This is a genomic window from Psychrobacter sp. NPDC078409, assembly GCF_050268505.1.
GTDB lineage: Bacteria > Pseudomonadota > Gammaproteobacteria > Pseudomonadales > Moraxellaceae > Psychrobacter.
Window position 1 is genome coordinate 191,295 of record NZ_JBNNGW010000003.1, and the last position, 16,023, is coordinate 207,317.

The window sequence follows — 16,023 nt, forward strand, 5'->3', positions numbered from 1 at the left end:
AACAACCGCTGAATGACGCCACTATATAGTAGCAATCATGACCGCGATATTATTGTTAGACTTTGATGGATGAATGGCAACAGCACCACGCCTTTTTAATATCAGTATTTTTTAGAACTGTAACTGACCCTCGCCCACGCTTACAACGTGCGCTGAAATCACTACCAATAGAACGTACTGAGAATAAGAGCGCTTTGACTCGCTGACCCAATCATATATGTACCAAGTTTACTAATGATAAAATATAAGTACCATAGCCTTACACCCTATATTACTGATATTAACGTGAGCACCGCTCATTACTTCAGGTAAAAAAAGAAGCCATTGAAAAAGCCCATGTGCTTTATGAAACCCACGATTTACGTTCTACCGTTAATGAACATCTACACACGCTAATCACAATATTAGCCACACTTGCCACTATGTTATAAAGACTGTCTTATCGTTGTCATGCGTACTCATAGGATACAAATATGAAACGCATTTTGATCAACGCCACTCAAAACGAAGAGATTCGTGTCGCCTTATGTAAAGGCAACCACCTGTACGATTTCGACCTAGAAAACCGTACTCGCGAGCAAAAAAAATCTAACATCTATAAGGGCCATGTAACTCGTGTTGAGCCATCGCTCGAAGCAGTGTTCGTCGAATACGGTTCTCAGCGCCAAGGATTTTTGCCAATTCGTGAAATCTCTGCTGAATACCTAAGCGGCAACCCACGTGACGAAAACATCAAAAAGCTGATCAAAGAAGGCGACGAGCTAATCGTCCAAGTCGAAAAAGAAGAGCGCGGTAATAAAGGCGCTGCCCTGTCGACGTATGTGTCATTAGCCGGTCGCTATTTGGTATTGATGCCAAACAACCCTCGCGGCGGTGGCATCTCACGTCAAATCTCGGGCAAACTACGCGAAGACATGAAGCGTATGCTGAGCAATCTTGATTTACCAAAAGGCATGAGTGTCATCATCCGTACTGCTGGTATTGGTAAAACGCAAGAAGACTTGCAGCACGATTTAAACCACTTGCTCAATATTTGGCAAGCCATTCAAGAACAAAACCAAAAATATCCTTCGCCGCGCTTGGTTCACCAAGAAGCGGGCGTTGTCACACGTGCTGTTCGCGATTATCTGCGTGATGATATCGCTGAGATTTGGATTGATAACGAAAACGCTTACATTGAAGCGGCTGGGTTTATCGATGCGGTAATGCCAAAACAAGCCGAAAAGCTACGCAAATATACCGATTATGAGCCAATGTTTTCGCGCTTCAATATCGAAAAGCAAATCGAAACCGCTTATCAGCGTGAAGTTCGTCTGCCATCAGGTGGTTCAATCGTTATTGACCAAACAGAAGCACTGGTCTCTATCGATATTAACTCAGCTAAGTCAACCAAAGGTTCAGACGTTGCTGAGACCGCTTACCATACCAATTTAGAAGCAGCCGATGAGATTGCTCGTCAGCTTCGTTTGCGTGATATGGGTGGTTTGATCGTTATTGATTTCATTGACATGAATGATAATAAGCACCAAAAAGAAGTAGAAAAACGTCTAATCGACGCGACCAAATACGATCGTGCGCGCGTTCAGTTTGGTGATATCTCTAAGTTTGGTCTAATGGAAATGAGCCGTCAGCGTCTACGTCCTTCATTAGAAGAGTCAACAGGCTATATCTGCCCACGTTGTCATGGCAACGGTATGATTCGTGACTTGCGCTCATTGTCACTTTCTATCATGCGTCAAATTGAGCAAATTGCGCTCAAAGAACGTCAAGGTGAAGTACAAGCTGAAGTCCCGACAGACATCGCTGCATTCTTATTAAATGAAAAGCGCGACAGCTTGGTTTATCTTGAGCAAGACAGTGGCACGCGTATCACTATTTTGCCACACGCGCATTTGGAATCACCAAACTTCAAGCTTCATTTCAACCGTGATGGCTTTGCACCATCGAGCTATGAGCGTATCACTGATACTCAGCAACAAGAGCACAGTGACCTTGGCTACAACGTTGACTGGCAGACTGCTGAAAAAGAGCGTCCTGAACAGCAGCCTACTCGCCAGCCTCGTAAAACTGCAGATGATAAGCAGAACCGCTCAAACACGCAGCCGAATGCAGCCACGCAAGCGCAGAACGATACGGTAAATCATAGCAATGATCGTCGTAATCATAAAAATACCAACGACGTGTCGCCTGCACATGCACCGCAAGCTAATAAAACTGCTAGTGTTGCCGCTCCAGTAGCACCGCAGACACAGGGTGTCGAAGCTACTGCTCAACCAAAAGCCGTCGCGTGGTTATCAAACCTATTTGCTCAAGCACCGCAAGCTACTACGACGCCTAGTGTCAGTAGCCGAGATGCCGCTGAAGCAATCGAAGCGCTAGTAAACACTGGCGCGCAAAGCTTAGGCTCGTTTGGACAAGTGGATAGCAATGCATTGAATAATGCCGCTGCAACTGGTGAGCAGCCAACTCAACAAAACAACAGTCAGAAAAACGACGGCCAACAGTCAGATAACAACGCTAATCGTCAACAAGCGCGTCGTAATGACAGCGATACTGACGACAACAGCAATGAAGACAGAAGAAGACGTAAGCCGCGTAAGTCTAGATCTTCTAAGCCGCGTCAAAGAAAAGAGACAGCTGACGAGACTGCTGGCAACGTAAACAGTAGCTCAGAAAATACTAGCTCAAACAATGCTGATGACAAATCGTCTGATACTCAAGACCAAAGACAGCAAGACAAGCGTCAGAACGATAACAGACGCACGAACGATCGCAATCGTAATAACCGCCAAGATAGTAATCAACAGAACAGCAATCGTAACGCAAGCGAGCGCAGTGATGCTGATAACGAAAACAGCTCTAAAGCAGATGAGCAAACTCGGACTAAGCGTAAATCGCATAGCCAACGCGGCTCACGCGGTAAGCTAGAGCGCGGTGAGACACTAACGGCTGACAGCGTTAAGCAGGGCAAACAGCAGAACGCTAGAAACAACGATGCTGCCAGTAGCAAAAATCAACATAGTGCACGTCGCAATCAAGACCCTAACGAGGTCGTGCTACAGGTCAATGAAGCGCCAACTGAGCTAAAAGCGCCTGAAGTGGTTCATCTATCTTTAGATGATAGCAAAGCTACACAGGCTAAAAATCAGCCTAGCGAGCAGCGAAGCGCAACAAATAACGTAGCAAAAGATGAGCGTTCAAACGAAACAGCTGCTCAAAAACCTACTGATAAGCATAGTAGCAATGAGCAGAACACTGATAAGCAAAACACCAGTGCTCCGAACGCTGATAAGAAAAGTGACAACGAAAAAAGTACGGTGGAAGCAAACGCTAATCAGGTAAATGACGATAAGCGTGCAAATACTGAACAAGCTAAGGTGCAAAACGATGTTCCTAAGCATGAGCAGGCTGCTGAAGAGAAAAAAGCACCTGTAGTTGTAGAAGCTCAATCGACCTCTACGAGTGACACCGAAAGTAAAGCGGAAGCTTCAACGTTAGTAACTGCTGATGCTGAAAAAGCTACAGAGACTCCAAAACAGCAGGAAACCAAGACTGCTGAAAATGTGAGTAAGAGTGATGAAGCTCAAAATACTCAGGCTGATAGTAATAGTGCAAGCACAAGTAGTGTGAGTAACTCAGCACTTGAGCTAACCCATGAAGCATTATTTGGCGCACGTTACGTGACTGCTGAGAAATTTGGACAAGCGAGTAACGATCCACGTGTAGTACTCGCTCAGCAAGCTGCGCAAGCGGACAAGCCAGCTGCCACTAATGTGCCAGCAATACGTGGCACGGTTGGTGAGTTTATTCGTGCCACGCTACCAGAGGCGCAAACTCGCTTAGCAGAAGAAGGCATTATCAACTGCTTTATCGCGACTATTACGTTGCATAATGAGCAATCTCAGAGTACTGATAACAGTCCTAATACTGCTAGCCAGAACTTTGTCTTTAGCAACTATGGCTATCAACCATTAGCTGCCGACTACCTTGCACGCTTCGAAGCGATGACCCAAGCTGTGAGTCAATTCGCAGCCGCGCAAGGCAAGACAGACGTTGAGCCACGTGCTATCACTAAGCGTGCTAGCAACGATCCACGCGGTCAGCACCCTGATTATCAGGAACCCGCTGTATTGAGCGTGCCTGCTGAACAAGCTATCGTCGAGCAAACCGAAACAGATAGCGAAGTCGATGCGCATGACGTTGAAGCGACTGCCCTCGCCAATCAGACACAGACAGAAAACGTCAGTGCTGATAGTGAGCACTTACTAGAAGTCGAGCGTGCTCAGTCAGAAGCTAAGGATGCAGAAGTCGAAACTCCTGTAGAACAAACTGTCAATGAAGTAGAAGATGCTGCAGAAAACGTAGTAGCAGAGACTGAGCAGACGACTGAATCGGTAGTAGAGGAAGCTACTAAAGAGGCTAGCAAAGACGACAGTCAGGCAGCTAAGTCTAAGACGACCATAGCCAGCTATAAAAACATGATCGAAAATGTGGCTGAGCAATTACTACCACAGACCGGTATGTTTAATCTGACTACGCCAAAAGTACCAAAGGCGCGCAGTCGTAAGCCTAAGACGGAGCATAAGAAGCCGACGCAAATAGAAAAAACGGAAGCTGACAATACCAGTGATGACAGCTAGGACGTTGTAATATAAAAATTGTATAGTTACAAAAGTAAAAGCCCCGATACTTATGAGTATCGGGGCTTTCTGTATTTTCTCAATTTGATTTTTTTAGCTAGTTTTTTTAGCTAGTTTTTTTAGCTTGGTAAGCAGCTAGGAATGCAATGACCTACTTAGTGCGCGGTAGAATCACCGCCACGCATTTTACCAATAGTAGTAACAATAGCTACCACAATAGCGCCAACAATCAGTCCGACCAATCCATTTAACAATGACGCGGTTAACCCTTCAAATACCCCAGTAAGATGGGCAATGTCTTCTACGCTGTGATGCAAAAAGCCGATACCGTGAACGATAATACCGCCGCCCACCAAGAACATCGCAATCGTGCCCGCTATGGATAAAAACTTCATAAGCTTTGGCGCAGCTGCAAGCATAAACTCGCCAAATTTGCGTTTACTATCACCTGCTTGTGAGTTCTCAATCAAATGCAGACCCGCATCATCAATCTTTACGATGCCTGCAACTAAGCCGTAAATACCGACGGTCACGACAGCAGCCACTATCGAAAGTACGATGCCTTTTTGGACAATATCTCCACCAGCTGCTGTAATTGCGCCTAAAGAGATAACAATAATCTCAGCTGACAATATAAAATCGGTACGTATGGCACCTTTGATTTTGTCCTTTTCAAACGCGACCAAATCTACCGACTCATCTGCATTGGCTTTTAAACGGGCATTTTGCTCTTCATCATGAGGCAATAACTTGGGCCAAAACTTGTGAATGACCTTCTCAGCCCCTTCATAACTCAGGTATAACCCTCCAATCATCAATAGCGGAGTAATCAACCACGGTATAAAATAACTGATCAATAGCGCCGCTGGTACTAAAATCACCTTGTTCACGGCAGAGCCTTTGGCAACTGCCCAAATGACGGGGAGCTCACGATTTGGCTTAACCCCTGTGACCTGCTCGGCGTTGAGTGCTAAATCATCACCAACTAAGCCCGCGGTTTTTTTGGCAGCGACTTTGGTCATGACGCTCACATCATCCATTAAAACGCTGATGTCATCGAGTAAGGTTAATAAACTGGCACCTGCCATGTGTGCTCCTTAAAGCAAATTTGTTAAAGTAAGTCGTTCTCAAATAGTTTATACAACGCATTTTATATAGATTTTTATAGAAACAATGCGATTAGCCCTAGATTACAAGTTCAAGCAACTATGTTAAATAGCACAAATGTATCTTATTTTTTGAATTTATGTTGATAGCTATTCTCTAAAGTTGGCTTTACTGATACTTCTTGGCAGCCTTCCCTTTGCTATTATTTGGCGTAAATATGGTAATATGAAGGCTATTACTACCTATCTTTTATTATCAATAAGTTATAAAAACTTCTTCAATGTTAGACCTTTAAAACACTACCAAGACACATTACTATATAAAAAAGTTTATAGCGTTTTTTATAACGAACTCATGATTAGGCGCGACGCCTATAGGAAACCCGTATGCCGTTCCCCACTATCAAAAATACTACTTTGCGTAATCCTCTTTCTCGTACCGTTCTATCTCGTTTTATGATGAGTGCGCTGCTGGTTGGTATCGCTGCTGGCTGCTCAAACAATGCCGCTGATGCAACTAGCAATACCAGTGTTGTAAACGCTGCACAGACAAAAGCCACTGCTGCTAAGCCTTCAGCTGGTAATGATGCAACCGTGGTGCAAGCGTTACAGGCAAATCTAAAGAGTTCTGGTATCGAGGAAACTATCGTTTCAGCTGTACCGACAGATATGGATGATATTTATTGGGTGACCGCTGAAGGTCTACCTTCTTTCTTTACTGATAAAGCTGGCAAGCATATTATTCAAGGTCAGATCATTGCTGTGGGTGATGCCGCTCCGGTTGATATCAGTGCTGCATTGGTTGCTACGACAGCACAAGAAGCGCTAAAAGCCGTCGATACAAAAGACATGGTGATTTATCCAGCGAAAGGTGAAACCAAAGCCGTTATTTATGCCTTTACCGACGCAGACTGTGGCTACTGTCGCAAACTACATTCAGAAATGGATGATATCAATGCGCGCGGTATCGAGGTTCGTTATTTGGCATGGCCACGCAGTCAAGAGTCTGTACCAAAGATGGAAGCGATCTGGTGTAGTCAGGATCGTAAAGCTGCGATGGATCAAGCAAAAATCGGTGCCAATGTACAAGCCCCTAGCTGTACCAACCCTGTACAAGAACATATGGCTCTAGGATCGAGACTTGGTGTGCGCGGTACGCCTGCGGTGTTTACCGAGACAGGACAACAAGTAGGTGGCTACTTACCTGCAGCAGAATTGGCACAAGCAGTAGGCGCTAACTAAGAATATGAGTTACCAGTATTAATGACTTATATTAGTAACTAATATTGGCAATCAAGCATAAATGACATATACATATGCCAAACAAGATTGAAGCTACTGCTTTTTTATAATCGTAAGCTGATATAACCTTGATGACGTTGTCTTTGTAACACTGGCCTTTATGACATTGCTCTTTATGAGATTGTATAGACGTCACAATGCCTTGTCGGTATGATACGATAAAGCGCGATGCAAAATGAACAACACCCTTTTTATTTGAGCTTTTTTTATTCAACTATGATGAAGTAGATAGGCAGGCAGTACAGGCAATGGGCACAGACATTCTGTTTGATGTCGCAGACTCATTTGACACTGTCATCGCTTATACTGACTTCATTGTATTTAACCTCTTGAGGATACTGTGAGTAATTCCATCAAACTAGCGATACTTGGTCTGGGCACCGTCGGAACGGGCGTGATCAATCTGATCAATGACAATTTAAATGAGCTAAAACGCCGTAGCGGACGCGACATTATTATTACCGAAGTTGGTACGCGTCGTCAGCGTGATGATATTGATACCAATATCATGCAAAACAGCGATCTGATGGCAATTGCCGCAAGCGACAACGTCGATATTGTTATCGAAGTGATTGGTGGTACCACCTTAGCCAAAGACGTCATTATGCAGGCTATTAAAAACGGCAAGCATGTGGTCACGGCAAATAAGGCTCTACTCGCTGAACACGGTAATGAGATTTTTGCTTTCGCTGAAGAAAACAATGTGCATGTTGCTTATGAAGCAGCAGTAGCAGGCGGTATTCCAATTATCAAGGTAATGCGTGAAGCATTGGCTGCCAACAAAATCGACTGGCTCGCGGGTATCATTAACGGTACTGGTAACTTTATCATGACCGAAATGCGTGATAAGGGCCGTCCTTTTGCCGACGTATTGAGCGAAGCACAAGAATTGGGTTACGCAGAAGCAGATCCTACTTTTGATGTTGAAGGTATTGATGCTGCTCATAAATTGGCGCTACTCGCCTCTATCGCATTTGGTATCCCGCTACAGTTTGATAAAGTTTACTGTGAAGGTATTACTGGTATTACCCTGCAAGACGTGAACTATGCCGAAGAGCTTGGCTACCGTATCAAGCATTTAGGGTTTGCCGTACGCCGCGATAGCGAAAACGATGGTGACGCAGGGGTTGAGCTACGCGTACATCCAACACTTATTCCACAAGATGCGCTATTGGCTAACGTCAATGGTGTGAAAAACGCAGTACTGGTCAACTCACATCCACTTGGTCAGACGCTCTATTGCGGCGATGGTGCTGGTGCTGGTGCAACCGCTTCTGCAGTGATGGCCGACGTCATGGATTTGGTTCGTGTACTGGGTAGCAAAGACCGCGACGATCAGAGCAACACTGGACATCATGTCCCGCATTTAGCATTTATCCCTGACCAGCTATCAGACACGCCTATATTGCGTGCCGATCAGATGGTAACTGGATACTATTTGCGTGTGCATGCCTATGATAGCCCAGGTGTATTGGCAGATATCACGCGCATCCTAAGTGATGCAGGTATCAACATCGATGCAATTTTGCAAAAACCTGCGCATAAAGTAGGTCAAGTGCCGGTGATTATTCTGACGCTACCTGTGGTCGAGAGTCAGATGAATCTTGCTATCGAAAAAATTGAAAAGTTAGAGACCATTACTGATAAAGTAGTACGCATACGATTAGATGAGCTAGCATAAACCACATACTGAAGAAGACAGATGCTTATAATATAAGCAAAAGCTAGCCAATCGGCATCTGATTTCTTGGTAGATACTTAATCAAAACACACAACAAGGAATAATAACGATGTCAAATGATGCAATTGTAATCCTAAACGGCGCACGTACACCAATGGGTGGCTTTCAAGGCGCACTAAAAGACATGAGTGCTACCGAGCTGGGTGCCGCCGCTATCAAAGCTGCCGTCGAACGCTCAGGTGTTAGCGCTGACAGTGTTGATGAAGTCATTATGGGTTGTATCTTGACGGCAGGTCTGGGTCAAGGTCCTGCTCGTCAAGCCATGCGCAAAGCAGGTCTACCGGATGCGATTGGTGCTGTCACAATCAATAAGCTTTGTGGTTCAGGCCTAAAAGCAGTGATGCAAGCACATGATGGTATCAAAGCGGGCAGCTTCAACGTTGCTGTTGCAGGTGGCATGGAATCAATGACCAATGCACCGTATATCATGCCAGGTTCACGTGGCGGCTATCGTATGGGTCACAAAGAAGTCAAAGACCATATGTTCTTAGATGGCCTAGAAGATGCTGATACTGGTAAGCTAATGGGTATGTTTGCTCAAGAAATGGCTGATGAAAAAGGCTATACACGTGAGCAAATGGATGAGTTTGCTATTGAATCATTGAACCGTGCGCTGACTGCTATCAAAGACAACCATTTTAAAGATGAGATCGAGCCTGTTACGTTTGCAACGCGCAAAGGCGAGCAAACTGTTGATACCGATGAGCAACCTGCCCTTGCTAATGCTGATCGTATCCCTACTTTGCGCCCAGCATTTGCTAAAGATGGTACGATCACTGCTGCAAACGCTAGCTCAATCTCAGACGGTGCTGCAGCTGTTGTCGTGATGAAAGAGTCACAAGCGAAAGCTGAAGGCCTTGATTATCAAGCACGTATCGTTGCTACTGCCTCAAACTCACGTCACCCAAGCGAATTCACCATTGCGCCAATTGGTGCCATCGAAAAAGTATTAGCAGGTGCTGGCTGGTCAGTAGATGACGTAGATCTATGGGAAATCAATGAAGCCTTTGCGATGGTTACTATGGCTGCGATGGACGAGCTGAAACTTGACCATGCTAAAGTAAATATCGAAGGCGGTGCATGTGCCCTTGGTCATCCAGTAGGCTGTTCAGGTGCTCGTATTCTAATTACGCTTATCAACTCTCTAAAACGTACTGGCGGCAAAAAAGGCGTCGCAACGCTATGTATCGGTGGTGGTGAAGCGGTAGCTGTTGCTATTGAACTTGCTTAAATAAAGCAGGTCTAACTGACTTAGAGTGAGTTAGCCAAATAATACTTAGATAGTTATTGTTTATTGAGAAACCGCATTGCTAATGGTAATGCGGTTTTTTTGTGTCTCTTTTCTTTCGATGAATGTTGAATATTACTCTGTGTAAAGTCTCGTTAACTTCTACCCCCTCCTATGTTATGCCACTTACAGCCTATTACACGCAATTACTGCAAGCGCACACTTTGCTACCTTGCTCATATATCTCGTCAAAAATCGCGGTGTTAGGATAGCTACAAGTTGATAGGGAAGCTATTCATTTGGCTTACCGTTAACTGTAATAAATATGGTTTTACTAAAAATTAATAACAACATCAACCATTACATTATAAAAAATAAACTCGCAAAAAAGGAATATAACAATGAGTCAACTAATCCGTTTAAAAGATATTCAAGCTACTCATCAAGATTTAATTGGTGATGACTATTATGATCCAACGCACAAAACTGCTTACGGTATCAATGAAGAAAAAATTGGTAAAATCGAAGGTGCCTTAGTAGAAGACACCACTGGTCGTATTCGTTACTTAATCGTAGACGCAGGTGGCTGGTTTAGTTCAAAAGAAGTACTAGTACCAGCAGGTTTAGCACGTATCGTTGGTGATGATGTCTTCTTTGATAGCTTGACTAAAGCACAAGTAGAAGCCATGGAAGTATACGATCACGATTACCAGTACAGCTACAAAGAGCAGTATGAAAGAGATCGTCAAGCGTTTACCGCCGATACACTTCCTGTAGAAGATCGCGTTGATATTGCAGATCACTCGTATGACGCACCAAATACGTTAGAGTTATTAGAAGAGCGTCTGACAGTCAACAAAGACCGTATCGTCGCTGGTCTAGTAAAAGTAGGTAAGCATGTCGTTACTGAAGAGCGCAATGTCGACGTAGACTTAGAAGAAGAACATGCCAATATCCAACGTACTAGCGTAGACCGTCCAACCGACCGTCGCATTGGGGACCTTGATGCTACTGAAACAGTTGAAGTTGAACTACAAGCTGAACGTGCTCGCGTCAGCAAAGAAACCTATGTTTCTGAAGAAGTAAACGTTGGCAAGACGACCGATCATCATACTGAAACTTTGATTGAAACCATTCAACGCGAAGAGCTAGATGTTGATGGTGATGGCAATGTGGTTGACCGTGAAGGTAACTTGGTAGACCGCGATGGTATTACAGCAGAAGACGTGCGCCGTGCTCGTGGCATGTAATATGCTAATACATTACAGTTTAACGACGTAAGTTTGCTGTATCGTCAGTTGAATATGATAGTAATGAGTAGCTAAGCTTATATGTTTAGCCATTAAGATCAGAGCATGTCTCTGGTCTTTTTTGTATTCATAACATGAGCGAATGGTTTATAGTATTGAATGTAGCTAGTTAATATATGTGGTTAGTTGACATATTACGTTTGAAATTATTAGAAATTCATCATTTTATAATTATAAAGGAATAACAATGACTACTGAAAATGGAAACAGCCTTTACCAAGATAACTTGGATAAAGAACAAAATATCTCAACGAAGCAGACGAATAATACCGTCAATGTTGGATACTTAGAGCTATTAGAAGAACGTCCTGTGATTAATAAAGAACGCTTGGATGTAGGTAAAGTGACCGTTACCAAGCATTCACGTACTAAAACTGTCGAAGTGCCAATTGAATTGGTAGAAGAATATATCACTATTCGTACTGAGTACTATGATGCAGAGAGCCAAGACTTACTCTCTGGTAATTACGATGACAAAGACATATTGCGCCACGTCGAGCCTTCTTTGGATAGCAAAGCTGTAGTGACCATTAATGGTAAACAAATAGAGATTGGTGATGAACCGATTGATATTGTGCTATCTCGTCAAGTAGCTACTATTACCAAAGACACCTACGCTATCCAAGACATCGAAATCAATAAGAGCACTCATGTACATACTGACAGCATTCAAGTAGAGCTCAAACATGAGGAGTTAGATGTGACTGAAGAAGGTCTATTGGCTCATGGTTCTGATCCAACTCCGTTGAAATAAGCGCTGATAGCTTAGCCATTACGAAATCGTATGATTGATAAAGATTATTTCACAATATAAAAAAGCAACGCTATCTTAGCGTTGCTTTTTTAATGCTTATCACTTACTAAGTATTGCAGACCAACTATGAGGCTTCATTACACTCGAATGTATTAACATTTGACTCATCGGCGCCCGCGGTACGCATAACGCCAGTTTTACGAGCTTCGTGCCCTACGCGCCATTGTGTGAAGCCTTGACCACCATCAATTGCGGTCGCCACTTCAAACACTTCAGGATTACTACCTTCATTGGTTTGGTTCAACGTTACTGTACCCATGTCAGTTGCGACAACAACTTGATTGGCATCTTCTTTATAAGTCGCCTCAACTTTTAGTTCAGGTGTACATAGATACGACATCTGCATCACACCGCTGTTTACTGAAGCGGTGGTATCACCTTCTACTTCGTTAAGTGAAGCGTCTTCGGTATCGACGACGACATCACTGGGTTCAGCAGGCTCCGCTGACATTGGAACAGACTCTTCTGTATTAGCACCTTCTTCCATTCCCGACTCTGGCTCTGCCTGTTGCTGACAAGCACTGACCGTCAAGGCGCCAGCCAACAAACTTGTTAAAACTACTGAGCTGCGTACTTTTTTTAAGAATTCTACACTCATGACACTCTCCCAAATAAATATGTTAAACACTATAGCGTGTCCATAAATTCACGCCTATGCTGAATTTGTAAGTAATCAATACAAAGTGTTTGTTGGTCTCAATCTAGCAAGTTTTAAGTTTGCATAAGTTATCTAACAGATATGAAAAAGCCCCTATCTACTTAAGATAAGGGCTTTTTTAGGTAAGAGCTTGCTTTAATAGCAGTTCAGTAAATAGCTAATGACTTGCTATGATTAAAGACTAGATTTTACCATGACACTGCTTGTACTTAAGACCTGAGCCACAAGGACACGCTGCATTACGACTGATATTCATACCTGCATATGGATTTGGTTCATTAGCATTACTACCGTTACCTGCTATAGCAGCACCAACGCCAGCTGCCGCAGCACCGCTGTTTATATTGCGGCTTTGTGGTTGCGGCTGAGCAGCTGAACCACTCGCATTGCTATCCAAGTTATCTACATCGTCATGCTCAAACTGCATTTGCATATGGGCAGCGTTCTCACGTTGCTGAATTTCTAATGCTTCCAGTTCTTCCTTGGTTGGGATATGTACACGTGACAAGTCTTGTACGGTCTCAGACTTAATCGCACCAAGCATCATCTGGAACAATTCAAACGACTCACGCTTGTATTCTTGCTCAGGGTTTTTCTGTGCATAACCACGTAAATGAATCCCTTTACGTAGCTGATCCATCTGCGTTAAGTGTTCTTTCCAATGCTTATCTAGACTCTGTAGCATGAAATGACGCTCAAGCTGAGCGGCGTCTTTTTCACCCATCTGCTCACGGCGACTGTGATAACGATCTATCGCCGTTTGAACGATTTTCTCACGTAGCCCTTCTTCATCCAGACGGCGATCTTCATCCAACCAATCGTTAATCGGCATCGAGATTTTGAATTCGTCTTCTAACTCATCTTCTAAGCCGTCAATATTCCACTGGTCATCAATAGAGCCAGGCGGAACAAACTGATTGATCATTGCGTTGTACACTTCATGATGCATCACTTCGATGGCTTCTAATAAGTCCATTTCTGCTAATAAATCATCACGCTGACCGTAAATAACTTTACGCTGCTCATTGGCAACATCATCATATTTCAGTAGGTTTTTACGCGCATCAAAATCGCGACTCTCAACTTTACCTTGCGCGTTTTCGATCGATTTAGAGACCATTTTATGTTCAATGGCTTCATCTTCTTTGAGGCCCATCGCACGCATCATATTGACCACGCGATCGCCTGCGAAGATACGCATCAGATCATCTTCGAGCGATAAGAAAAAGCGTGACATACCAGGGTCACCTTGACGACCAGCACGACCACGTAACTGGTTATCGATACGGCGTGACTCATGGCGTTCAGAGCCGATGATATGTAAACCACCAGCTGCTACGACTTGGTCATGTTTGACTTGCCATTGAGATTTTAGACGCTGCATCTCTTCTGGGCTCACCGCATCGATATCTTCGATAAACGACTGCCAGTTACCACCAAGGATAATATCCGTACCACGGCCCGCCATGTTGGTGGCGATCGTGACTGACTTTGGACTACCTGCCTGTGCAATTATTTCTGCTTCACGCTCATGCTGCTTGGCGTTTAGAACGTTATGCTTAACGCCTTCTTGGTCGAGCAAGTAAGACAACTCTTCACTGGCCTCAATCGTCGCTGTACCAACCAGTACTGGCGCGCCCTTGGCTTGAATCTCTTTAATTTCGCGAATGATGCCTTTGTATTTGCCTAACTTGGTTAAGAAAATCTGGTCATCCATATCGATACGAGCAATCGGCTCATGCGTTGGAATGACAATGACATCTAGATCGTAAGTAGATTTGAACTCGGCAGCTTCGGTATCAGCGGTACCTGTCATACCAGATAATTTGTCATATAGACGGAAATAGTTCTGGAAGGTCGTGGTGGCAAGCGTTTGGTTCTCTGCTTGGATCTCAACGTTTTCTTTCGCTTCTACTGCTTGATGCAAACCTTCTGACCAGCGACGACCAGGCATGGTACGGCCTGTATTTTCATCAACGATGACCACTTCGCCTTCATCGACGATATAGTGAACGTTTTTGACAAACACATGATGCGCACGAATGGCCGCTTGAACGTGAGCCAGAAGTGGCAGACGACTTGGGCTATATAAGCTTTCGTTTTCACCCAGCTCACCGACTTCGATTAAGAAGCGCTCGATTTTCTCGTAGCCTTTTTCGCTGATCTCAATCTGGCGGTTCTTTTCATCAATCCAAAAGTCTTCTTCTTCGTTATTCTTGTTTGCTTCTTCGTCTTTTGAACGGATCAGCACAGGAATAATCGTATTAATCAACGCGTACATGCGTGATGAATCTTCAGCTTGACCCGAAATAATAAGCGGCGTACGAGCCTCATCAATCAAGATTGAGTCAATTTCATCGATAATACAAAAGTTTAGCGGGCGCTGTTTTTTCTCCGCAAGACTAAACACCATGTTATCGCGTAGATAATCGAAGCCGTATTCGTTATTGGTACCATAGGTAATGTCGGCTTGATAAGCTTCGATTTTTTCTTGTGGTGGCTGCTGTGAGTAAATCACGCCAACAGTCATACCCAAAAACCCAAACAACGGACGGTTTAGCTCAGCATCACGCGCAGCCAAATAATCGTTGACCGTGACTAGATGAACCCCTTTACCACTGATCGCATTTAAGTACATGGCCAAGGTTCCCATTAGGGTTTTACCTTCACCAGTTTTCATCTCAGCGATTTTACCTTCGTGCAAGGTGATACCACCGATCAGCTGCACGTCATAGTGACGCATGCCATTGACACGTAATGATGCTTCGCGGCAGACAGCAAAGGCTTCTGGCAATAATGCATCTAAGCTTTCGCCTTTTTGATGTCTGGCTTTAAATTCTTCAGTTTTTTGTTGTAGTTGCTCATCAGACAGGGCTTGTATTTCAGCCTCTCGTGCGTTGATCTTGCTGACCACTTTACGCATGCGTTTTAATTCACGGTCATTTTTGGTGCCAACCACACTGCCTATAATCTTTGATAACATAATTTTTTGACCTATGGAATATTCGATAATTAGTGCGCATTAGCCAAAGCTTAGCTCTCTGCCTTGTCATCACCCGACTAAGTACTACCTAATTTAGTATCGCCCAATTAAGTGTGCCGTCATTATATATGGTTATGACGCTGATGGATACAAGGGCAGCGAGTAGATATTTGCCACAGTAAAAACCGAGTAGGACGTGTTAAAATAGCGAATACCTTGTTAAATTTCTTAGCTTTTCCAG

9 protein-coding genes are annotated in these 16,023 nt (G+C 43.9%); 6 read left to right on the forward strand and 3 right to left on the reverse strand.

Annotation, left to right across the window (positions count from 1 at the left end; all coding sequences use genetic code 11):
- The first annotated feature begins 473 nt into the window (after positions 1-473).
- On the forward strand, positions 474-4,640 hold the full coding sequence (locus tag ACQKC9_RS06800) for an Rne/Rng family ribonuclease (protein WP_427621080.1): 4,167 nt from the start codon (positions 474-476) through the stop codon (positions 4,638-4,640).
- Between the two features lie 155 nt (positions 4,641-4,795).
- Here ACQKC9_RS06800 and ACQKC9_RS06805 read toward each other — a convergent pair whose 3' ends face one another.
- Positions 4,796-5,728, reverse strand: coding sequence for a DUF808 domain-containing protein (locus ACQKC9_RS06805; protein WP_238051101.1), 933 nt, complete (start codon positions 5,726-5,728; stop codon positions 4,796-4,798).
- 405 nt (positions 5,729-6,133) lie between these two features.
- Here ACQKC9_RS06805 and ACQKC9_RS06810 point away from each other — a divergent pair, with 405 nt between their 5' ends.
- The 5 genes from ACQKC9_RS06810 to ACQKC9_RS06830 all read left to right on the forward strand — a co-directional run bounded on the left by ACQKC9_RS06810 (position 6,134) and on the right by ACQKC9_RS06830 (position 12,081).
- A complete protein-coding gene (locus ACQKC9_RS06810; protein WP_427621082.1) occupies positions 6,134-6,988 on the forward strand; it encodes a DsbC family protein in 855 nt (284 codons plus the stop codon).
- Between the two features lie 400 nt (positions 6,989-7,388).
- A complete protein-coding gene (locus ACQKC9_RS06815) occupies positions 7,389-8,729 on the forward strand; it encodes a homoserine dehydrogenase (protein WP_101205523.1) in 1,341 nt (446 codons plus the stop codon).
- A gap of 109 nt (positions 8,730-8,838) precedes the next feature.
- Positions 8,839-10,020 (forward strand): thiolase family protein, encoded by a 1,182-nt coding sequence (locus tag ACQKC9_RS06820; protein WP_427621084.1) that lies wholly within the window; start codon positions 8,839-8,841, stop codon positions 10,018-10,020.
- Positions 10,021-10,418: 398 nt separating this feature from the next.
- Entirely contained in the window at positions 10,419-11,267 is an 849-nt protein-coding gene (locus ACQKC9_RS06825; RefSeq protein ID WP_427621086.1) for a DUF2382 domain-containing protein, read from the forward strand.
- Between the two features lie 247 nt (positions 11,268-11,514).
- On the forward strand, positions 11,515-12,081 hold the full coding sequence (locus ACQKC9_RS06830) for a YsnF/AvaK domain-containing protein (protein ID WP_427621088.1): 567 nt from the start codon (positions 11,515-11,517) through the stop codon (positions 12,079-12,081).
- 124 nt (positions 12,082-12,205) lie between these two features.
- Here the strand turns inward: ACQKC9_RS06830 and ACQKC9_RS06835 are convergent, their stop codons facing one another.
- The gene (locus tag ACQKC9_RS06835; protein ID WP_165598351.1) at positions 12,206-12,739 is read right to left on the reverse strand and encodes a hypothetical protein; all 534 of its coding nucleotides are present in this window, start codon (positions 12,737-12,739) and stop codon (positions 12,206-12,208) included.
- A 241-nt stretch (positions 12,740-12,980) separates the two neighbouring features.
- The gene (gene secA / locus ACQKC9_RS06840) at positions 12,981-15,782 is read right to left on the reverse strand and encodes a preprotein translocase subunit SecA (RefSeq protein WP_427621091.1); all 2,802 of its coding nucleotides are present in this window, start codon (positions 15,780-15,782) and stop codon (positions 12,981-12,983) included.
- Positions 15,783-16,023 lie beyond the last annotated feature (241 nt).